At 36.4% G+C, this 20,443-nt stretch carries 24 protein-coding genes and 1 tRNA gene; all 25 read left to right on the forward strand.

The genetic code is table 11. The features are described from left to right. The first annotated feature begins 8 nt into the window (after nt 1-8). Nucleotides 9-443: a hypothetical protein gene (locus tag CBF35_RS05270; RefSeq protein WP_126778925.1), complete on the forward strand. Its 435-nt coding sequence runs from the start codon at nt 9-11 to the stop codon at nt 441-443. A gap of 307 nt (nt 444-750) precedes the next feature. Further along, nucleotides 751-824 (forward strand) — tRNA-Ile (locus tag CBF35_RS05275). 75 nt (nt 825-899) lie between these two features. Further along, on the forward strand, nt 900-1,058 hold the full coding sequence (locus CBF35_RS14855; protein ID WP_170174717.1) for a hypothetical protein: 159 nt from the start codon (nt 900-902) through the stop codon (nt 1,056-1,058). Next, entirely contained in the window at nt 1,059-1,268 is a 210-nt protein-coding gene (locus tag CBF35_RS05280; protein ID WP_126778926.1) for a hypothetical protein, read from the forward strand. Between the two features lie 327 nt (nt 1,269-1,595). Beyond that, nucleotides 1,596-1,922, forward strand: a complete 327-nt coding sequence (locus tag CBF35_RS05285) for an HNH endonuclease (RefSeq protein WP_126778927.1) — start codon at nt 1,596-1,598, stop codon at nt 1,920-1,922. A 93-nt stretch (nt 1,923-2,015) separates the two neighbouring features. After that, nucleotides 2,016-2,381, forward strand: a complete 366-nt coding sequence (locus CBF35_RS05290) for a P27 family phage terminase small subunit (protein ID WP_126778928.1) — start codon at nt 2,016-2,018, stop codon at nt 2,379-2,381. A gap of 4 nt (nt 2,382-2,385) precedes the next feature. Continuing rightward, nucleotides 2,386-4,167: a terminase large subunit gene (locus tag CBF35_RS05295; RefSeq protein WP_126778929.1), complete on the forward strand. Its 1,782-nt coding sequence runs from the start codon at nt 2,386-2,388 to the stop codon at nt 4,165-4,167. 28 nt (nt 4,168-4,195) lie between these two features. Then, entirely contained in the window at nt 4,196-5,392 is a 1,197-nt protein-coding gene (locus CBF35_RS05300; protein WP_244922567.1) for a phage portal protein, read from the forward strand. Continuing rightward, the gene (locus tag CBF35_RS05305) at nt 5,389-5,985 is read left to right on the forward strand and encodes an HK97 family phage prohead protease (protein ID WP_126778930.1); all 597 of its coding nucleotides are present in this window, start codon (nt 5,389-5,391) and stop codon (nt 5,983-5,985) included. Before CBF35_RS05300 ends, CBF35_RS05305 begins: the two co-directional genes overlap by 4 nt. After that, complete coding sequence (locus CBF35_RS05310) at nt 5,957-7,231, forward strand: phage major capsid protein (protein ID WP_126778931.1); 1,275 nt, start codon at nt 5,957-5,959, stop codon at nt 7,229-7,231. Before CBF35_RS05305 ends, CBF35_RS05310 begins: the two co-directional genes overlap by 29 nt. Before the next feature lie 4 nt (nt 7,232-7,235). Then, on the forward strand, nt 7,236-7,466 hold the full coding sequence (locus tag CBF35_RS05315; protein WP_126778932.1) for a hypothetical protein: 231 nt from the start codon (nt 7,236-7,238) through the stop codon (nt 7,464-7,466). Beyond that, nucleotides 7,466-7,741 carry a hypothetical protein gene (locus CBF35_RS05320; protein ID WP_126778933.1) on the forward strand — a complete coding sequence of 92 codons (276 nt, stop codon included), beginning with the start codon at nt 7,466-7,468 and terminating at the stop codon, nt 7,739-7,741. Before CBF35_RS05315 ends, CBF35_RS05320 begins: the two co-directional genes overlap by 1 nt. Continuing rightward, complete coding sequence (locus tag CBF35_RS05325) at nt 7,734-8,096, forward strand: phage head closure protein (protein ID WP_170174718.1); 363 nt, start codon at nt 7,734-7,736, stop codon at nt 8,094-8,096. Before CBF35_RS05320 ends, CBF35_RS05325 begins: the two co-directional genes overlap by 8 nt. Further along, the gene (locus CBF35_RS05330; protein ID WP_126778935.1) at nt 8,065-8,427 is read left to right on the forward strand and encodes an HK97 gp10 family phage protein; all 363 of its coding nucleotides are present in this window, start codon (nt 8,065-8,067) and stop codon (nt 8,425-8,427) included. Before CBF35_RS05325 ends, CBF35_RS05330 begins: the two co-directional genes overlap by 32 nt. Then, complete coding sequence (locus CBF35_RS05335; protein ID WP_126778936.1) at nt 8,424-8,741, forward strand: hypothetical protein; 318 nt, start codon at nt 8,424-8,426, stop codon at nt 8,739-8,741. The genes CBF35_RS05330 and CBF35_RS05335 overlap by 4 nt, the downstream gene beginning before the upstream one ends. Before the next feature lie 12 nt (nt 8,742-8,753). Continuing rightward, entirely contained in the window at nt 8,754-9,332 is a 579-nt protein-coding gene (locus tag CBF35_RS05340; protein WP_126778937.1) for a major tail protein, read from the forward strand. Between the two features lie 2 nt (nt 9,333-9,334). Continuing rightward, entirely contained in the window at nt 9,335-9,691 is a 357-nt protein-coding gene (locus CBF35_RS05345; protein WP_126778938.1) for a hypothetical protein, read from the forward strand. Nucleotides 9,692-9,912: 221 nt separating this feature from the next. Then, the gene (locus tag CBF35_RS05350; RefSeq protein WP_126778939.1) at nt 9,913-12,375 is read left to right on the forward strand and encodes a phage tail tape measure protein; all 2,463 of its coding nucleotides are present in this window, start codon (nt 9,913-9,915) and stop codon (nt 12,373-12,375) included. Then, nucleotides 12,368-13,123 carry a phage tail protein gene (locus tag CBF35_RS05355; RefSeq protein ID WP_126778940.1) on the forward strand — a complete coding sequence of 252 codons (756 nt, stop codon included), beginning with the start codon at nt 12,368-12,370 and terminating at the stop codon, nt 13,121-13,123. Before CBF35_RS05350 ends, CBF35_RS05355 begins: the two co-directional genes overlap by 8 nt. Next, entirely contained in the window at nt 13,120-15,900 is a 2,781-nt protein-coding gene (locus tag CBF35_RS05360) for a phage tail spike protein (protein WP_126778941.1), read from the forward strand. The genes CBF35_RS05355 and CBF35_RS05360 overlap by 4 nt, the downstream gene beginning before the upstream one ends. A 15-nt stretch (nt 15,901-15,915) precedes the next feature. Then, on the forward strand, nt 15,916-16,848 hold the full coding sequence (locus CBF35_RS05365) for a BppU family phage baseplate upper protein (protein WP_126778942.1): 933 nt from the start codon (nt 15,916-15,918) through the stop codon (nt 16,846-16,848). Nucleotides 16,849-16,863: 15 nt separating this feature from the next. Beyond that, on the forward strand, nt 16,864-18,978 hold the full coding sequence (locus CBF35_RS05370; protein WP_126778943.1) for a glycerophosphodiester phosphodiesterase family protein: 2,115 nt from the start codon (nt 16,864-16,866) through the stop codon (nt 18,976-18,978). A 64-nt stretch (nt 18,979-19,042) separates the two neighbouring features. Next, on the forward strand, nt 19,043-19,432 hold the full coding sequence (locus CBF35_RS05375) for a hypothetical protein (protein WP_126778944.1): 390 nt from the start codon (nt 19,043-19,045) through the stop codon (nt 19,430-19,432). Between the two features lie 17 nt (nt 19,433-19,449). Beyond that, nucleotides 19,450-19,677 carry a phage holin gene (locus CBF35_RS05380; protein WP_126778945.1) on the forward strand — a complete coding sequence of 76 codons (228 nt, stop codon included), beginning with the start codon at nt 19,450-19,452 and terminating at the stop codon, nt 19,675-19,677. A gap of 2 nt (nt 19,678-19,679) precedes the next feature. Continuing rightward, nucleotides 19,680-20,423, forward strand: coding sequence for a peptidoglycan recognition protein family protein (locus tag CBF35_RS05385; protein WP_126778946.1), 744 nt, complete (start codon nt 19,680-19,682; stop codon nt 20,421-20,423). The last annotated feature ends 20 nt before the right edge of the window (nt 20,424-20,443 follow it).

A 20,443-nucleotide genomic window follows, 5' to 3' on the forward strand; every position in this document is an offset into this window, starting at 1 on the left:
GGAAAAAAATGAGTAAGAAAAACGATAAATTGATGAATGAATTAGAAAATAGATTTTCAGATTATAAAAATATCCCAAACAATATTAATAAGCAAAAAATGTCATTACAAGCTTCTAGATACCAAGAAGAAGATGAAAATGTGGGTGGTAGTCGTGGCAGTAGGATTTCAAACCCAACAGAGCGTGTAGCGTTAATGTATTTAGATGATCCCTATATAATGCAACAAGAAAAGGATAAAAAGGCAATTAGAGAAACTTTAGATGAATTAGGAAAAATTGAAAGTAGCTTAATTGAGCGTAAGTATTGGGGAGATTGTTCTTGGATGACGTGGAAAGAATTTTCTAAAGAAGTCCACTATTCGTCCAGTAGTATCTCAAGATTAAAACAAAAGACACTTATGATATTCGGTAGGAAAATTAACCGTCTCGGAAGTTGGGACTAAAACAACTACTATCCCACCTTAAATCATTGTAATATTGTATTATCAGATAAACAGATAAAATATGATTTGTGTCATTAACTACTGTTTATCGAGCTGACACTAAAAATAAAAAATAAGGATGTGAAAGTCAAACTCCTTAATATTATTTCCTAAATAGTGTCAGTAAAATTCTAGGTTGATTGCGGAAACGATTAGCCTAGTTAAGCGCCACAAATATACAAGAGCACGCTACGGAAATAGTGTCGCTCGAAGCTGCCTAGTACAGTGTACATAATGAGCTTGCATGCTAGGGTGTAAGTTTAAACAAGGACCTTTAGCTCAGTAGGTAAGAGCTAACGGCTCATAACCGTTCGGTCGTAGGTTCGAGTCCTACAAGGTCCATAAAAACAAACGTAACGTCATACTTAACTGTATGACGTTTTTATTATGTCTCATACACTTTATAGGAGGACGAAAATGGGAAACAGTAGATATAACCATAAACATTACCTTGACCTAACGGCAAAAATAGCAATGGATAATATTGATAAACATCAAAGGCAAGGATTTAAAGTTCAGGATCAATTAGACAAAAAGACGATTAATAAGATTAAGCGGATGAAGGGGGCGGAGTAAATGTTATATATTTTATATATCAGTGGTGGCGTGACTGGCGCTTCACTACATTCTATTTCAGATAGCCACGAAAAAGCAAAGGAACATGTAAAGGGTTTTACAACAGAACCTTATAGTGATAACCCGCCAGTTAACACTTGGTGGATATGCAAGATGCCACAAAATAGTAAACTAACTGACTCTGTAGAAGTGGAGCGTGGGAACCTATGAGTATCAAACGAATTAAAATATTATCAATCACAGCATTAATATTGGTCGGACTTATTACATTCACATTAATGTATATTGATTTATCTTATAGTAAGGTACCTGATAATAAGCTATATCATAAGTCGTATGTAATTAAAGATGTAGGCAACTACCACGCTGTTTATACAAACATGATGATAAGTGACACGAGTGATCAACACTTTGAGTTAAGTACTTATAAGCAAGGCGATGATTTGTACGTTTACACATTAGCTCACAGCACGACAGTAGACGAGCAGGAGAGATTCGGCAAATGGCTCCTAAGCTTCTATGGGGCAGAGGTAACTTATGAAACAAACTAAACCCTTTTATAAAAACAAACGTTGGATTAACAAGAGAAATATTATTTTAAGAAGAGACGAGTATACATGCCAAGAGTCAAAGAGGTATGGGCCAGGAATCCAAGGCGATACAGTTCATCACATATTCCCACTAGATACATATCCAGATCTCGCCTATGTCAATTGGAACCTTATTTGTATGTCTAATAAATATCATAACAAGATGCACGACAGACTGACAAATGAGATAACAGCATTGGGAGAAAAATGGCAAAAAAGGCGTGAAACAGAATTTAAAAATAAATTTGGAAGCCCCCCCACCTATAAGTTTTAAAAAATAACGTTTAGGGTACCGGGGAAGGGAGCTTTTTCCAAGTGCGGGAGGATTTTGAAAAAATATTTCCATAAAGAAAGAAGGTGATGTGAAATGGGTAAAAATATTCCCCAAAGAGATACGATTAAGCGGAGAACAATAAAATATATGAAAGAGCTTGGCACTTACAAACTACAATATAATCAAATAATTGAAGTATATGCCGATATGATTTTTCAGTACAATTTTCTAAGTCGTGAATTTGAACGAACTGGGTTTGAAGTTGCAATCGAAACTGAAAAAAGTGGTGGTAAAAAGTCGCCCATTCTCGCAAGCTTAGAAAATTTGAGAAAAGACATAGGTACATATTCAGATCGATTAATGCTGAACGCTAAAACGTACAATGCAGAGATAGAGCAACCAAAAAAAGAAAAATCTGCGCTGCAACTTCTGTTAGAGAAACAGGGGCAAGGTTCTTGAGTCTATGAACTTGAAAGGAATAACTTCTCCCCACTTTAGGGTTGCTCTGAAGTACGCGGAAGATATTGTTTCAAACAAAATACTCGCAAATATCGATAGAGTATATGCTTGTCAACGTTTTATAGATGATTTAAAACGTGATGATTTAGATTTTAAACAAGATCAGTTTAATTTTGTGATAGATTTCATACAAACTACTATGCACCATGTTCAGGGAGAAGATAAAAACGGAGAATCGTTTAAAGGTAAACCATTGCTATTAACTGAATGGCAAGTCTTTGTTTGTGTGAATCTGTTTGGCTTCTTTTTAAAAGGACAAAAAATAAGACGATTTAATGAAGCTCTGATATTCTTACCACGTAAACAAGGGAAAACGGCTTTTAGTGCGGCCTTAACACTTGCTAAAAATACGCTTGATAGAACATCTGGAGCTAAATCATACATTGTAGCAAACTCGGTTAAGCAAACTCTAGAATGTTTTAACTTTATAGTAGATAACGTGAAAGAATTAAAAGAAGATGTCGAAAAACTGAGAATACGTGACAATAACCAAGAACATTCCGTTTCAATTGATTTTGGGGATGGCACTAGTGATATTTACGCCATAGCAAATCAAGAAGATAAATTGGATTCATTAAACTGTAACGGATTAGTATTAGATGAATTACATTCGTGGAAACGTGCGGGGGCTAAACGCTACACGCTAATGAAAAATGCAATGAAAGCCTACCGTAATAAATTACTAATTGGGATTTCAACAGCTGGAGACATTCCAGACGGATTTCTAGCAAGTCGACTAAAAACATTACAGAAAGTTTTAAATGGCACAATCACTGATAAAGCTTATGATTCATATTTCATTTTCATCTGTAAAGCTGATCAAGACGAAGAAGGAAATATAATCAATTCTAAAGGCGAGATAACAACAATGGACGATCCAGAAGTGTTAGAAATGTGTACACCGAGTATTGGGGTAACAGTAACTTTGGAAGATTTGTTATCTGATGCTGCCCAAGCAATGAATGAAGCACAACTTAAAACAGAGTATTTGAATAAAACATTAAACATATTTACAAATGCAATGACGTCATATTTTGATATTCAAGAGTTCAAAAATTCAGATAGAAAATACAATTGGACATTAGAAGAATTGGCATTACTTCCAATTAATTGGTATGGCGGAGCTGATTTATCCAAACTTCATGATTTAACAGCTGGTGCTTTATATGGTAGTTACAAAGGTGTCGATATTTGTATCACACATGCTTTCTTCCCAATACTTAATGCAACAAAAAAGGCAGAAGAAGACGGTATTCCGTTATTCGGTTGGAAAGAAGATGGGTGGTTGACGATGAGTAATACGCCAACTGTTTTATTTGATGATATTGTTAAATGGTTTATTTTAATGCGTGGAAAAGGATTCAAGGTAAAAATGGTTGGTTTCGATAAAAAATTTGGTCGAGAATTTTTTTTGAAAATGAGAAAAGCAAGTTTTAAAATTGTAGATCAACCTCAAAACTATTGGAAAAAGTCAGAAGGATTTAGACATATCGAAGTGAAAGCAAAGAATAAAGAGTTTTATTATGTACACTCAGAAGCCTTTGAGTACTGCGTTCAGAATGTTAGAGCAGTAGAAAAAGTAGATGACCAAATCATGTATGACAAAGTTGATGGTGATGGAGGGGTACAACGTATTGATTTATTCGATGCTGGAGTATTTAGTTGCTGTCAAATGTTAGATGACATGGCCTTAGGTGATGTGGGGAATAAGTGGATGAATCGTTAAAACAGTTAATTTGAAAGGTGGTGAGAATTTGTCAAAAAAGAAAAATAGAAATAAAAGTCAAACGAGAAGCACGGTAGGCGATAAGAGTTCCCCGCTGATATTATCAAGTGCAGACTTTCCGGGGCTTATGTTTCCACCCGGTTATTCTCGTTTGTCGGATAACCCTGATGTCAGAATAGCAACAGATCGTATTGCAGATATGGTGTCGAATATGACAATACATTTGATGGAGAATACTGAAAAAGGCGATAAACGTGTCAGAAATGAATTGTCAAGGAAGCTTGACGTTAATCCATACAGTTACATGACGAGAAAAAATTGGATATATAAAATTTGTTCTGACCTTCTTTTGTATGGTGATGGAAACTCCATAGTATTACCGATTATGAAAAATGGTTTGATTGATCAATTAAAACCGCTACGAATGGATTCAATAAGCTATAACGATTTAGATGATGGATATGAAATTAATTGCAATGGAGTTGTATTTCAGCCGGATGAAGTTATTCATTTTGCGATTAACCCTGATCCTTGTTACCCATACAGAGGCACAGGATATCGCATAGTGTTACGTGACTTAGTTCAGAACCTTAAGCAAGCTACTAAGACTAAAAATAGTTTCATGTCAGGTCAGTATATGCCAAATATTGTTGTAAAAGTTGATGCACTGAGTGAAGAAATGGCGAGCAATGCTGGTCGTGAACAAATAAAGAATAAGTATCTTGGTGAGTCAAAACCGGGAGAGCCCTGGATTATACCAGCGGAATTACTCGAAGTCCAACAAGTTAAACCTTTAACATTGAAAGATATTGCAATTAACGAGTCAGTTGAATTAGATAAAAAAACAGTAGCAGGTCTCTTAGGAGTTCCGCCATTTTTGTTGGGAGTAGGGACATTTAGTCAATCAGAACATAACAATTGGATAGATACACGAATCATGAGTATCGCTCAAATCATTGCACAGACCTTAACACGAGATTTGTTAATTAGTCCGACAATGTATTTTAAATTAAATCCTAGGAGCTTATATGCATACAACTTAACAGAAATGGTTGCAGCTGGAACGGCCATGATAGATCGAAATTCAATGAGACGTAATGAACTTCGTGATTGGGTAGGCCTAACGCCAGATGCCGAAATGGAGGAACTACTAGTCCTTGAAAATTACTTAAAACAACAAGACCTTGATAAACAAAAAAAATTGAAAGGTGGTGATGAAGATTGAAACTAGAAAAAAGAACCGCATATTTCAAATCAGAATTTAGGGCTGCAGAAACGGCAGAAGATGAAAAATTATATCTTGAAGGATATTTTATTAGGTATGGCGAAGAAACAGAATTATTTGAAGGATGTTTTGAAGAAGTTGCAAAAGGGGCCGCAAGAGAAAGTTTAAAACAAAATGATGTTAGATGTTTGTTTAATCATGACTCTGGATCAGTATTAGGTCGTACTAGTAATGGAACATTACATTTGCAAGAAGACGAGAAAGGCGTTTATGGAAAAGTAGAAATTAATCGAAGCGATCCAGAAGCAATGTCAGTATATGCAAAAGTTAAACGTGGTGATATTGATGCCTGTAGTTTTGGATTTTATGTGACAGAAGAATCGTCTGAGAAGCGTGACAGCGGCATGAAATTTTTTTTAGAAAAAGTCGATGTTTTTGAAGTTAGTTGTGTGACTTTTCCAGCATATCCACAAACAGAAATTGAAGCAAGAACGAATGACATTAACCGGCTGTCAAAACGAAGCTTGGAAATAAAAAAGAATAACTTAAGGGAGCGAATTATAAATGGCATTAAAGCAAATCATGTTAAATAAAAAAATTAATCAGAAACGAGATCTTTTAGCAACGGCATTAGAAGCAGAAAAAGCGCTAGAATTACGTGCAACAGAAATTGAAGCTGCAATTGATGAAGCTGTGACTGACGAAGAAATTAAGACCGTCGAGGAACAAATCGATGAGATAGAAAAAGAGTTAGATGAGAAAAAAGAAGAAAAAGCGACGATCCAAGAAGATATCACCGCTTTAGAAATGGAACTAGAAACGTTAGAAAATAAAGAGCCATCTAATGATCCGATTGATGAAAAACGAGGAGGAAATAAAAAAATGTCAAAAAGAACTAAGGAAGAATTAATAGAAAAGCGTGAAGCAGCAAACGAGTTTTTACGTACCAAAGGGAAAGTTCAACGAGATAACCTTACGTCTGATGATGTTGGCGTATTAATACCTAAAGATGTAGATTATAAACCACGTAAAGAACTGGACAGCACAACGGATTTATCCCAATTTGTGACGGTATTTCCAGTAAAGAACCCATCAGGTACTTACCAAATGCAAAAACGTTCTAAAGCTAAAATGCATACCGTTGAAGAATTACAGCAAAACCCAGATTTAGCGAAACCCGAATTTATTCCTGTAAAATGGGAAGTACAAACTTACCGCGGAATGATTGCAATTTCTCAAGAGTCTATCGATGATACTGAGGCTGATTTGGTAGGTATTGTTAATACGAATGCTGATGAGCAACGGGAAAATACATCTAATGACCTGATCACAAAACAATTTCAAGATTTTACAAAAGTAGAAATTAATGCTGCCACAGATCATATCGTTGACAAACTCAAAGAGATCTTAAACAAGAAGCTTAAAACCGGGTACGACAAATCACTAATTGTGACACAAAGCTTCTTCCACATTTTAGATACTTTAAAAGATAAAGATGGTAAGTACTTATTGCAGCCGGATATTACTAAAGCGAGTGATGGTGTAATTGGTAATAAAAAAGTACACATTGTGGATGATGAGCAATTACAAGTGAATACCGGGACGGCTGAAGCGCCTGTTTATAACCCTCAAACAGCATTTATTGGGGATTCTAAACGGGCTATTCTTATGCCGAAAAGAGCTGAAATTAGTGCTAAGTGGGCAGATGACAAAATTTACGGTGAGTATGTAGCAACCGGAATTCGTTTTGGTATTTCAAAAGGAGACCCTGACGCTGGTTTCTTTGTACAAATCAACGGAACTGTGCCCGAAGGTACCCCAGATGTAGGGGGTGCTTAATCAAATGACCTATGAAGTTATTTTTCCGTTTAAAGATTTAGAAGACGGTAACCATTTATACGCGGTCGGGGCTACTTTTCCGCGTAAGGGGCTTACCGTTACACCTGAACGAGCGTTAGAATTGTCCTCTGAAACAAACAAAATAGGGAAAGTTCTTATTAAACATATAAATAAGCAAACGAAAAAAGCCCAAGTAGAAAAAGGAACATTAAAAAAGAAAAAGGATAAAGAGTAATGGAAAAAATCATTTTACCTTTACTAAAAGTAAATTTAGGAACCAAGAAAAGTAATCGCGATGACTACCTTACTGCAATCATCAAAAGTGTTATTGAAGAACTAATAAATGAAAAAGGAATTATTTTAGAGGATAACAACTACAAGCATTTAATGTTTGTAGTTGATTATTCAGCGTGGAGATATCGTTCTAGAGGTGAAGGGGCGTGCCCACGTAATTTACAATTCCGGCTGCACAATCTCGTGATTGCTAATGGGAGGGACAGTGATGCATGAAGAACTGTGGGACCTAGATATAAACTTATTAGCTGCTACTGATTTTATCGAAGATGATATAGGTAATCAAATACCTATTCTGAAACAAGAGGAAGTCTATGGATATGAACAACCGATTTCACGTTCTGAGTTTTATACGGCCGGCCAAAGCGGAATTACAGTAACAAAATCATTAGTTATTCATCCGTACGACTACGAAGAACAAACTTCACTAATTTTAGAGGAAATTGTTTACGATATTATTAGAGTTTATCCGCTGGACAGAGACCGATTAGAGTTAACCTGCCAACGAAAATTAGTTCAGGCAAAGGCGGTGCATCAAGATGGGAATCAAAGGGACTCAGCTGGCGAATGAAATAGCTAAATCATTACGTCAGTATACATCTGAAGTCGAAAAAAGTCTTGATGAACTGAAGGGCGAAGTTTCCAAAGAAGCCGCTGAGGAACTAAAAAGTTCTAGCCCCGTCGGTGCAACGGGAAAATATGCAAAAGGTTGGACAGTCTCTAAAATTGGAACAAGTCTTGTTATCCACAACAAAACCGACTATCAATTGACACACTTGTTAGAAAATACTCATGCGTTAAGGAATGGCGGTAGAAGTAAGCCATTGCCACATATCGGACCAGTTCATGATAAAGTGATTGAAAAATTTGAACGTGAAGTAGAAAAGAGGTTAAGTCAATGAAATTTGAGGACCTAAAAAAAGTACTTGAATTAACAGGACTAGAAGTCGGTTATCACCACTGGGAAACAGGACAGGTTCCTCAACTACCCTATATTCTTTACCTTGATAGCAGTAGTGATAATTTTAGGGCTGATAATCAGGTATATTATGGTATAAAAAACATTCGTGTTGAACTGTATTCAAATTTAAAAAATATTAGAGAAGAAAAAAAGTTAGAAAAAATATTAAATGATCATAAGTTGCCATTCGATAACTATGAAAGTTATATCGAAAGTGAAAAAATGTATTTAAAAGCTTATGAAATACAACTATAAGGAGCATACAAAATGGTAGAAAATAAAGAAAAAAATCTTGTAGAGTTCGGTCTGGAAAATTGTTATTGGGCAAAAGCGACAGTCGGCTTGGATGGGAAGATTAGTTATGAAACGCCTAAAAGATATCCCGGAGCAGTATCTTTATCACTCGACACTAATGGTGATTTGATGGAATTTGAAGCAGATAATATTGTATATTACTCTTCACCGAATAACAAAGGGTACACAGGGAAATTTGTTGCCGCATTGATGCCAGATGAATTTTCAGTTGATATCTTAGGCGAAATTGTAGATAAAGATGATCAAGTTCAAACAGAAGTCTCAAGTGCACAAACAAGTCCTTTTGCACTATTATTTCAGTTTGAAGGCGATAAGAATGCAACACGCCATGTACTATACAATTGTTCTGCTAACCGTACGTCGTTTGGTAGCGCTACTGGTAAAGAAAGTCCTAACACCACAGAGTTAAACTTTAATGCAACACCTCGTCCATTTGATAAAGCAGTTAAAACAAAAACTAAAGAAACAACGACACCTACAGTATATGATAACTGGTTTGAAAAAGTATACGAAAAAACGGCAGGTGCTTAATTATGGAAAAAATCATTAATATTGACGGCCGTGAAGTTAAATTAAAATCGACAGCCGCTACACCAATTTTGTTTAAACAGCAATTTAGAAAGGATTTTTTTGCAGAAATCATAAAATTGAACAAGATATTTGGTGACAAGCAACAAAACCTAAATGATATGACATACGAGGATATTGCTCATATTGATTTTGATTGTTTTTACAATATTATTTGGATATTAGCGAAAGGTGGAAATAGTGAAATTAAGGAACCTATCACTTGGTTAGAAGAATTTAGTGAGTTTCCTTTGGATGAAATATTTCCGGAAATTCAAGACATGCTTTTTTCACTCCTTCAAAGAACTAAAAAAAAACGATAAACGAAGACGAGAACTCTGGAAGTTCTGAAATATTAACAACGGAATCCTATCTATTCATTTGCAAGCAAGTAGGTCTTGATATTAATGAGCTAGGTTTCTTGACTGTAGGTGGAGCGATTGACTATGCCGAAGAATACGTTTCTGAAAAAAATACCAAAAAAGAGAGTCAACGTCGTGCCTCACAATCTGACTTTGATTCTTTTTAGGGAGGGGGGAAATCCATGGCTGGCAGAATAAAAGGCATAACGGTAGAGATTGATGGCGACACGAAAGGTCTAGATAAATCCTTAAAGGGAATAACCAGTGAATCTGATAAAGTCGGAAAAGAATTAAAAGACATTGAAAAGCTATTGAAATTCAATCCAGGAAATACGGAGTTAGTTGCTCAAAAACAAAAATTATTAGGTGAACAAGTTGAATTAACTTCTAAGAAACTAGACGGCCTAAAGGGAGCTCAAGAGCAGGTTGAGGATCAATTCAAAAAAGGTGAAATAGGCGAGGAACAATACCGAGCATTTAAACGGGAAATTGAAGCGACTGAAGGAGTGCTGAATGGCTACAAAGGTCAGCTTTCAAATGTGCAATCAGAGCAAGATCGATTAAATCAAAATACAAGTCGATTGGATACGATGTTTAAAGCAACTGGTTCATCTGTAGAAGATTATCAAGATGTATTAGGTAGTAAATTAACTAATGCAATAAAAAATGGTACAGCAAGCGCTGACGATATGGAAGTTGCTTTAATAAAAATCGGGAAATCAGCTTTAGGTAGCGAAGTTGATGTTAAGGTAATGAAGGAAACTTTAGATAAGGTTGACGATGGTCAAGCTATCGAAAATGTCAAATCGGAATTGGATGGCATCTCAACCAAAGCGAATGAGGGATCTACTAGCTTAGAAGAACTAGGTAACACCGTTAAATCAGGTGCATTACTTGAAGCGGGTGAAAAATTAGCTGAAGTGGGTCAAAAAGTCAAAGAGTTCGCTGCCGATGCTCAAGATGCCTTTCGGGAAGTAGATGATGGGCTAGATATTATCGTTACTAAAACAGGGGCAACAACTGAAGCTATGGAAGGTTTTGAAGAGATATACAATAGTCTAGTTTCTTCTTTGCCAGTAGATGATTTTACGGTAGTTGGTTCTGCAATTGGAGAACTTAATACACAATTCGGCTTTACTGGTGATGAGCTTGAAAAAACATCGGATCAAATGATTAAGTTTGCTGAAATCAACGGAACTGACGTTACTAATTCTTCTATAAATGCTAAACGAGCTATTGAAGCGTATAAACTGGAAAATGGTGATCTTGCAATGGTTTTAGATTCCGTTACTCAGGTCGCTCAAGATACTGGACAGTCAGTTGATAAACTATTTGATGTTACGGTTAAAGGCGCACCACAGCTCAGAGAACTAGGGCTAACCTTTGCTGATAGTGCACAGCTAATTGGACAGTTTGAAAAGAATGGTATTGACTCTACAAAGGCATTAAGTTATATGTCGAAAGCCTCTGTTGTTTTTGCTAAAGATAACGTCTCACTTGTTGATGGATTAGGAGACTTACAAAGTGAAATTAAAAATGCTTCTAGTGAAACTGAAGCGTTAGCGATTGCTAGTGAGGTCTTCGGAACAAAAGGCGCAAGTGTTATGTCTGATGCAATCAGACGAGGAGCTTTGGAAATAAATGACTTAGGTGGCGTGGCAGAGAATTCAATGGGCAAAGTATCCCAAACGTTTGAGGATACATTAGACCCTATTGATCAACAACAAGTTGCGATGAATAACATTACTTTAGTAATGTCTGAGTTTGGAGGAATGATTGCGGAAGGAGTTATTCCTTTGTTAGACATATTCATTCCAATCATTAAAGGGCTATCAGATGTCTTTTCGGCGTTACCCGGTCCAGTAAAAACAATCATTGTTGTGATAGGTGGGATATTAGTAGGAATAAGTGCTCTACTGCCTGTTATTTTAGCTTTAAACATGGGGTTAGCAGCAACAGGACTTTCACTGGGAGGTCTTATGGCAACAATGTTACCTATTATAGCAATTGTTTTAGCTGTGATTGCAGTAGTTACAGCTATTATACTCATCTTTAAGAATTGGGGTGCAATAACTGACTGGTTCAGCGAGAAGTTAGAAAGTTTTGGGAAATGGACCAGTAAAATTTTTAGTGGAATTGGCGATAGCATCAGTGGGACTGTTGATGGCTTTAAAGAAGCGTTTAACAAAGGGATGAAATGGATTGAAGATTTAGTAAGTGGTACAGTAAAAAATATTATTAAGTTTTTTGATTTTAAATGGGAGCTTCCCAAAATTAAGATGCCAAGATTTAGCTTGGAAGGAAAATTTTCATTAAAAGAAATGTCAGTTCCAAAATTGAAAGTAGATTGGTTTGCTAAAGGTGGAATTTTGACTAAGCCTACAATTTTCGGGAGTAACGGTGGTAATCTAATGGGCGGTGGTGAAGCTGGTCCTGAAGCGATTGCGCCAATATCTGATTTGATGAGTTACGTCAGAGCAGCTGTTGCTGAAACAATCGGAAATATGCCTTCTAGGGACGAAATACATGTACACTTACAAGCATTTGGTGATTTGCCACGAGAAATGCTTGAACGAATGGTAGATGAAATTGTTTACTTGATTGAAGATAAAAGACAACAAAATGAAGCTTTTGGAGGTGGGTAATATATTAGATGGAATATTTGAATTAAATGGTCGTTCTAGTGAAGAATTTCCAGTGTATATTAGAGAACGGCCACCAAAAAACAAAGCTCAGCGAGTAGTAGAATTAACAGAGAGCACTGGTGTTAATGGTGCTATATTATTCGATAAGCAATACTACCGTAATGTTCCGATAAAATTAAACTGTTTTTATCGTGTAAATAGTTATGAAAGCATCCAAAACATTGAAGATTTAATTACAGAATTTTTAGATACTCGTGGTAAATACGTTGATTTTATACCGTACTGGGATAAAGAATTTATTTATCAAGTGATAGTAACGGATGAACCAATATTTTCAGGAACTCGAGATACAATGCTCGCAGTTCCTTTTTCTTTTTCGTTGAGTGCCAAACCGTTTAAATTAAAAATCAGAGGTCAAGATGTTATTACTTTTGATAGACCATTTACAATATATAATAATGAACGTTATTCATCTGATCCTGAGATTAAAATATATGGAAATGGATCCGTTACACTTTTAATTAATGGTCGTCAACTTAAAATTGAGGATATTAACGAACATATTATTATTAATGCAGACCCTGAAATCCAAGAAGTTTATAAAGAAAATGCAGGTATTTTAATTAACCAAAATAATAAATTCAAAAGTAACTACATGCCGTATTTTGATCCAGGTAAAAACGAAGTTAGTTGGGTAGGAGCAGTTAGCAAGATTGAAGTGAAAGGACGGTGGCAAACTAAACTATGATACCGACAGTACATAATCCAGATAGTAGCAACTTTGAAAACGCGGGGATAGGTTTTTTAAATGACACAACTTCCTTTATTACCACGGAAGAACGGAATGGTCAATTTACAATGAAGCTAACTATTCCTCACACAACTAAATATGCTGAGTATTTAAAAAATGGTTATCAAATAAAAGGTAAATCGAATGATGAAGATGATTATCAAGTGTTTGTCATTAATAAAGAATATAAGAGTATGAGCACAGGCGAGTTAATTATTTACGGAAAAAGTCGCACTTTTAAATTAGGTAATAGATCAATCAAGCGAGTAGAAATTATTAGCAAAACTGCGCAAGAAGCAATGAACTTACTTGAGAAAGATATGGATAGAAAATCAGACGTTAAACTCTATTCAGATATTACAACAACTTCGAGTACTTATCTTGAAGCCTCTAAAGTCATTAGCTGTGTAGCGGGGCAAAGTGGATCTCTTTTACAAAATTGGGGTGGTGAAATAAAACACGAACCATTTAAACTTTCTCTTTTAAGAAAGAGAGGGAGGGACAATGTTTGTACGGTTAGATACCGGAAAAATCTATCTGGATTAGAAGCAGACTTTGATATCACGAATTTAGTAACTAGTATAACTCCATATGCAGATGTGCAGAATAAAGAAGGAAAAACTGAACGTATTTTTGGAGATATCGTCGATAGTGATTATGTTTCAAATTACTATGGAGAGGTTTATTCAAACCCGGTGCAGTTCACAGAGGAACAAGGCGTAACAGATTTAAAGAGCTTGAACAAGATTGCAAAAAACTACTTCAAATCAATAAATCCAGGATGCGATAAACCCAAAATTAACATTAAAGTAGAAGTACTTAAACTTGATGTAAGTGATAAAACAAATAAGTTCAAAGATTTTAGAACAATGAATTTGTGTGACAGTTTCAAAGTATTTCATGAAGGATTCAGAATGAACGTTGAAGCACAAATTATCAAGGTAGAGTATGACGGTTTAAATGAAAAAGTATTAAGGTTAACAGCCGGTGATGCGAAGTATACGTTTTACGAATCACAAAAAAACGAAGTTCAAGAGTTGCTTAAGAATAAATCAAGCAAAAACTATATGAGTGATTTTATAGACTATGTATCGAGCATGATCACCGGCAATAACGGTGGACATGTTGTAATGTGGCCAAAGGAAGAACCATCAGATATTTTGATTATGGATACAAAAGATGTAAAAACAGCTAAGCAAGTCTTACGAATTAATAAATCTGGAATTGGATTTTCAAGTACTGGTATAAACGGGAAATTTGAATCAGCTTGGACTTTAGATGGAACATTTGTAGCGAATTTCATCAAAACAGGAACGATTAATGCCGATGTATTTATGGGTTCGTTCAATGAGGTTGGCGATGCACTTAGATTAGTATCTGGTGCTTTGCAAATATGGAACCGCAATATTAGAATAATGGAATTGACAAAAAAAGGCTTGGAATTTTGGCGAGGGAATGACCCTATCGGAGAAATAGGAACAACTGGCGACAATTTTAGTTGGATTGCAGATGTCAAGGCTAGTGATCGTTCTCTCTTTATTGGCCTTGATGGTGGAGATTTTATAAAAATTGCAAATGATGACAATGACGGAATATATTTACCATCAAAAAAATATAGAGACTTATCAGAATGGGCAGCCCCATTAACATTGTATTGTAAAAAAGGAATAGACTTCCAAGATGCAACGAGTGGATTTTCTTTAAGAGACGGCAATTTGCACGTACCAAGAAAGCTATTTGTCGGCGGAAAAGAAGTAACTCCTGGCGGACAAGGTGGCGGTGGAGGTTGGAATGGCCAGTACCCACCCGAAGTGACATCACAGGCCGATAAATTTGCATGGCAGCTATGGATATATTTAATTAGTAAAGGATATAGTCCGGCCGCAGCCGCAGGAATACTCGGAAACGTTCAAGGCGAAGTTGGAAACTCGATGGATCCTGATACTGAACAAGTAGGTGGCCCAGCGTATGGTTCAGTGCAATGGGACGGGTCAGCTTTTCCACTAGTTGGGGTGATTACTTGGAATGGTAGAGAATACGTTATAACGCTGATGGCGGCTGCTAACATTAAAGATAATTACAGAACAATGATCGCTCAATCAAAATTAATTGATTGGTGCATGTACAACGGGCAATGGATTGGTGCAGTACAACCGACAACAGTTAATGGATTCAAATCTGAAAGTAGTCCTGAAAATGCTGCTTTAGCTTTTGAGCTTAACTTTGAAAGACCAGCAGCAGCACATCCAGAACGACAAGGTTATGCAAGAAATTGGTACAACAAATTTAAAGACTTAAAAGCGCCTGAAGTGAGTGGAAACTTTATCCCCCCAATTTCAGCGCCTATTACTGTTACTAGCGAGTGGGGATATAGAACAAGTCCGTTTCCGCCATATCCGACAGAGTTCCACAATGGCATGGATTTTGTTAACGGTAATCCTAATACTCCGATTTATGCATCGATGGATGGCGAAGTAGTAGTAATGGGAAATTATCCGGATTGGTATGGATTATACGTTGTAATCAAACATGCTAACGGCAAATACACCGGTTATGCCCACAATTCAAGCGTAAGAGTAGCGATGGGAGACATCGTTACACAAGGTCAGCAAATCGCCAATATGGGGACGACAGGGCCAAGTACAGCAGAGCATTGTCATTTCCAAATTATGAATGCACCTTGGCCGCAAACGAATGACGGATTTGAAAATCCAAGGCCATATATTTTTGGATAAGAAAGGAGACTTTAAATGAGTGTTTACAATATGACATTAAGTACAACTGAGCCGACAAATAATGTCGGAGTGATAAGCGTTAGACAAGGTGACAAAGAATCACAAACGTTCGTAGCCGAAATAATTGAGAATAATATTTCTAAAGATGATATTAACGGATATTCTGTATTTTTAAACGTAATGTTTGAGGATAATATTATCGCTCGTGATCTAGCAGCGTTTGATTATGGAACAGGAGTAGCTACTTATACACTTAACGCAAGCTTTTATCAGCGTATAGGAAAAGTATCAGCTTATTTTTCTTTTGAAAAAGATGGCGTGAGTGATTCGACTGCTAATTTTGAATACACCGTGATACCGGGAGCTTGTCAAAACATCAGACAAGGTAATTATATTTACGAATTTGAGCAGATTAAAGATATACTCGAGCAAATAATAAATAATGGAGATTTCACCTCGATTATCTCTGATATTAGTGCTTTGAGGCGTATAACAACAAGTAACTCTAACGTGTTATCTAATCATGTTGCAGATAAAGAAAATCCACACGATTTAACTCCAGAGAAATTAGGCGTTTACGGGAAGTCAGAAATAGACATAATGACAAACGTTTCGGGAAAAGTGGTTTATAAAGGAGCCACATATTTTAAAGCTAGCAATACTATTGAATGGGACTCCCAAATAATGAAAATGGGAATAATCATCATTTTCAGCAGGTGGGAAAGAGACGGTGAAACAAGTGTAGGACCAGGAGATTATCATTTTAAACATGAATTCATAGCTAAAGCGGGAATTGAAGCACACGCAGGTATGAATCATCGTATTGGTATGTCTGATCCAGCGGCAATGAAAGTTGTTTATCCCTATCTTGGGAGACTTACTGGTCACGATAGCAATTCCGCATCCCCGAATAATCAGTGGTGTATAAGGGAAGTTATAGTAATTTAAATTAAGGAGGAAATTATGAAGAAAGAATCAACACAAAAGCTCATATTAAATCCATCTATCGACAAGATGAAGGATAGTCAGCTTGTTGTTTGGTCCCATGACAATGAGTCGTATAAGATAAATTTCGAATTTAGCAAAATGGATTGCCCATTAATTTTGTCCGATAGCAAACCTAGGATATTGTTACTTTTTAAACCAAATAATGAAAAATATATCTATCCTTTGGTTATTGATAGTGAATTTCAAGGGAAGGCCAGCTTCACGTTTCCGGAAGATATTTTAGGGTTTTCGGGCGAGGTGCACGCTCACGTATACCTTGATTTTACAGATCATTCTCATGATTTTGGTCATTTTAAATTCATGATGGAAAAATCTGAAATAGATAATAAGTTAACTGGGCTATCTCAAATTTACGTCCACGAATTTACTCAAGCCGTTGCAGAAATAAAAAAAATTGCCGATGAATACGAAGATAAGTATAAAACAGCAATAGAAAATAGTACAAAAGAATTTAACGATTTAATGAACAGTTGGGAAGAAATAGGGAACACAAATGAGTTAGCCACGAAAGTTGAAGTTGCGTTGGTTAAAGATACAATTGGTGATCTAAACTATGTCGGGACTAACCTCTGGGCACCTGAATTTTATAAGGATAATGTTGGTTTTTATAACATTAGCGGCATTTTAGACACAAATGTAAAAGATTATATCTACACTGATTATATTGCAGTTAATCAAATTAAAAAAATTTGGATTAATGTTATTAACCCTATGACATCGGGATCTATCTATATTTTAGAGTATGACAAGAGTAAGAATTTTATTGCTAGGCGGTCACAATCAACTACTACAATAGGGGAGTATTTTAGAGCCATCGGTGAGACTACAGCATTTATAAAATTAGATGCTCCAAATAAATTTGGCGGTAAAATCAAAGTAGAGCTAGGCAACAAAGCTACTGATTACTCAATCAGCCCTTTAGACACGCCTACAACAGCACAACTAAATGCGATTAAAAAAGAGGTGGAATACAGTAATAGATTAATAAAAAAAGATGTATTCCCGCATTTTGTGATGCATAGAGGGTACAATTTAGGCACTAATATTTATCCAGAAAATAGTTTGCAATCTTTCGAAGCTAGCAACAAAAACTATGGTTGCGAGACGGATATCAGAGCCACTAAAGATGGCAAGTTTGTGTGCATGCATGATGCGACTATTAATCGCACCACAACCGGGACAGGCGCAGTGTCCGAATTAACCTTAGCTCAAATTAGATCATTTAAACTAAAGACACCATTGATGTTAAACAGTGTCTACGCTTCGCAACTTGTTCCAACTTTCGAAGAATTTTTGGCAGTTATGCAAAAGAATGGCACAGTGCCATTTATCGAAATAAAAGCACTAGGCTCGGCAGCTAATTACGATGCCTTTTGTCAAGTTATCTCAAGTGCTGGAGCTGATAATTACGGCTATGTCATATCTTTTGATTACTCAGCTTTGCAGGAGGTTAGACTGAGGTTACCAGAAATGCGCCTGCAATTTTTATCAGGCACATTGGACGACAGTGTTATCAATCAAATCTTAGAGTTAGGTCGATGTGATGCAGATATCAGCGTAAATGGGCTTACTCAAGAAAAAGTGAAAAAAGCACATTCTAATGGTATAGCTGTCAACGCTTATACAATCAATAGTCTTGATAGTATACAAAAAGCAACGGCCTATGGAGTCGATTTTATAACTAGTGATATATCTCAAGCTAACGACCGAATGTGGGAAGCATCGCCGGAAAATACAACGAATGTAAACGATTCTTTTAGAATTGGATCACATCAATATTATGTGCGACTAAAAGAAGAATCAAAAGGTTGGGTGTTGATAGATGCTAAAATTGATGCTTCAAATATCACGAATAAAACTAAAGGACAAGTTTTTTTAAGCAATCTACCGGAATGGGCAACACCTAAGATGGCTCACGTTTGGTGCGACGGATTTTTACGGGGGGTTGGGTCGTCACAGAACTATCCTACGACAATGGACATCCTAACCACAGGCGAACTCACGGTAGGATTTGACTGGGACAAGAGCACCAGCTGGGTCAGTATTAATCATAGGTATTATGTTGGATAATAACAAGGCGATTAATCTTAGTTGATTAGTCGCTATTTATTTTGAGTAAAGGAGTGAGCAAAGTGTGTTAGAAAAGGTTATGGAAATAAATAGTGTTGTTTTTGCCCTTGTGGGAGTAGGGGTGTTTAAGCTCTTTTATAACATGTCAAAAGCAGTTATCAAAAGAATCACTGATAAAAATAAACGCGATGCCAGTAACGAGAACGATATTACCGAAATGAAAAAAATGTTAATCATATTACAAAAATCGTTAGAGGTGCAAGAGCGATCTAGCGTATCAATGTTACACGATAAAGTTTACCGTAATTGCCGTGAGTATTTAAAACGAGGTTACGTCACAGTTGAGGAGCTAGATAACCTCGAATATCTTTACAAGAGCTACAAAGAGCAAGGTGGTAACGGCACTGGTGACAATTTATACAACCGGGTAAATGAGTTAGACATTAAAGACTAAGAAAGAGGGAAAATAAAATGAAATTAAAAAACAATAGTTACGACACTTTAAAATGGGTAGCGCTGATTGCGTTGCCGGCGGTTACGGTCTTTATTTCCACAGTGGGAGAGCCCTTAGGTTGGTCTTTTACTAATACGGCATTGATTGTGTTGCCAGCTGTCAGCGTACTTTTAGGGGCGTTGTTACAAACATCTACCGCTAAGTTTAATCAAAGTGACGATTATCCAAGTCGGAAAGGGGAATAAAAATGGAAATCATTAATAAATCGGTCTGTCGTGGAGTCGCTGGCAAACGTCAAGGTAAAGTTAAAGGTATCGTGATACACAATGATGCCGGTAGTATCAACGCCACAGCTAAGCATTACGTATCAGCCTTAGAAAAAATGAATAACAGCCAACTTACGAACGGCTTTGCTCATTATTACATTGATCGCAATACAGTTGCACGAGTAGAGGATACTTTTAATCAAGCATGGCACACCGCTAACGTTGACGGTAACGCAAACTACATCGGTTACGAGGTTTGCCAGTCAATTGGAGCAAGCGACGCCGACTTTTTAGCTAACGAACAAGCAACGTTTAAACAGGTCGCTGAGGATTTAAAATTTTATGGTCTTGAAGCTAATCGTAACACTGTTAAATTACATCGCGAGTTCGTTGCGACAGCTTGTCCACACCGTTCTTGGGATTTGCACGGTAAGTCAGTAAACAGCGTTAAAGATTACTATATCAGTCAAATTAATAAATATATGGATGGAGGTGCAACTGTGGCAAAAGTAAAATACAGAAACAAAAAAGGGAAATACGAAGCGCTTAAAGACCTATCAATTTACAACGATAAAGAGCGCAAAAACCGTTCTACTTTAATCACTAAAAAAGGTAGTCGGTTTATCATCGACGAAATCGTCCAAATCAAAGGTAGTGTGCCAGTCGGGAAATTACGAGCAGGTGGATACATTACTTTGAGAGACGACTTTATCAAACCTTACTAAAATTATTTAAGTTAGATTTG

It is taken from the genome of Vagococcus salmoninarum (assembly GCF_003987495.1).
In the GTDB taxonomy this organism is placed as follows: Bacteria; Bacillota; Bacilli; order Lactobacillales; family Vagococcaceae; genus Vagococcus_D; species Vagococcus_D salmoninarum.

Bases quoted from the DNA above. Each gene is read 5' to 3' on its own strand.
- CBF35_RS05385 (WP_126778946.1), top strand. From the start codon at position 19,680: ATGGAAATCATTAATAAATCGGTCTGTCGTGGAGTCGCTGGCAAACGT.
- CBF35_RS05360 (WP_126778941.1), top strand. From the start codon at position 13,120: ATGATACCGACAGTACATAATCCAGATAGTAGCAACTTTGAAAACGCG.
- CBF35_RS05350 (WP_126778939.1), top strand. From the start codon at position 9,913: ATGGCTGGCAGAATAAAAGGCATAACGGTAGAGATTGATGGCGACACG.
- CBF35_RS05335 (WP_126778936.1), top strand. From the start codon at position 8,424: ATGAAATTTGAGGACCTAAAAAAAGTACTTGAATTAACAGGACTAGAA.
- CBF35_RS05310 (WP_126778931.1), top strand. From the start codon at position 5,957: ATGGCATTAAAGCAAATCATGTTAAATAAAAAAATTAATCAGAAACGA.
- CBF35_RS05370 (WP_126778943.1), top strand. From the start codon at position 16,864: ATGAAGAAAGAATCAACACAAAAGCTCATATTAAATCCATCTATCGAC.
- CBF35_RS05280 (WP_126778926.1), top strand. From the start codon at position 1,059: ATGTTATATATTTTATATATCAGTGGTGGCGTGACTGGCGCTTCACTA.
- CBF35_RS14855 (WP_170174717.1), top strand. From the start codon at position 900: ATGGGAAACAGTAGATATAACCATAAACATTACCTTGACCTAACGGCA.
- CBF35_RS05330 (WP_126778935.1), top strand. From the start codon at position 8,065: ATGGGAATCAAAGGGACTCAGCTGGCGAATGAAATAGCTAAATCATTA.
- CBF35_RS05320 (WP_126778933.1), top strand. From the start codon at position 7,466: ATGGAAAAAATCATTTTACCTTTACTAAAAGTAAATTTAGGAACCAAG.
- CBF35_RS05340 (WP_126778937.1), top strand. From the start codon at position 8,754: ATGGTAGAAAATAAAGAAAAAAATCTTGTAGAGTTCGGTCTGGAAAAT.
- CBF35_RS05315 (WP_126778932.1), top strand. From the start codon at position 7,236: ATGACCTATGAAGTTATTTTTCCGTTTAAAGATTTAGAAGACGGTAAC.
- CBF35_RS05345 (WP_126778938.1), top strand. From the start codon at position 9,335: ATGGAAAAAATCATTAATATTGACGGCCGTGAAGTTAAATTAAAATCG.
- CBF35_RS05270 (WP_126778925.1), top strand. From the start codon at position 9: ATGAGTAAGAAAAACGATAAATTGATGAATGAATTAGAAAATAGATTT.
- CBF35_RS05380 (WP_126778945.1), top strand. From the start codon at position 19,450: ATGAAATTAAAAAACAATAGTTACGACACTTTAAAATGGGTAGCGCTG.
- CBF35_RS05290 (WP_126778928.1), top strand. From the start codon at position 2,016: ATGGGTAAAAATATTCCCCAAAGAGATACGATTAAGCGGAGAACAATA.
- CBF35_RS05285 (WP_126778927.1), top strand. From the start codon at position 1,596: ATGAAACAAACTAAACCCTTTTATAAAAACAAACGTTGGATTAACAAG.
- CBF35_RS05295 (WP_126778929.1), top strand. From the start codon at position 2,386: ATGAACTTGAAAGGAATAACTTCTCCCCACTTTAGGGTTGCTCTGAAG.
- CBF35_RS05325 (WP_170174718.1), top strand. From the start codon at position 7,734: ATGCATGAAGAACTGTGGGACCTAGATATAAACTTATTAGCTGCTACT.
- CBF35_RS05365 (WP_126778942.1), top strand. From the start codon at position 15,916: ATGAGTGTTTACAATATGACATTAAGTACAACTGAGCCGACAAATAAT.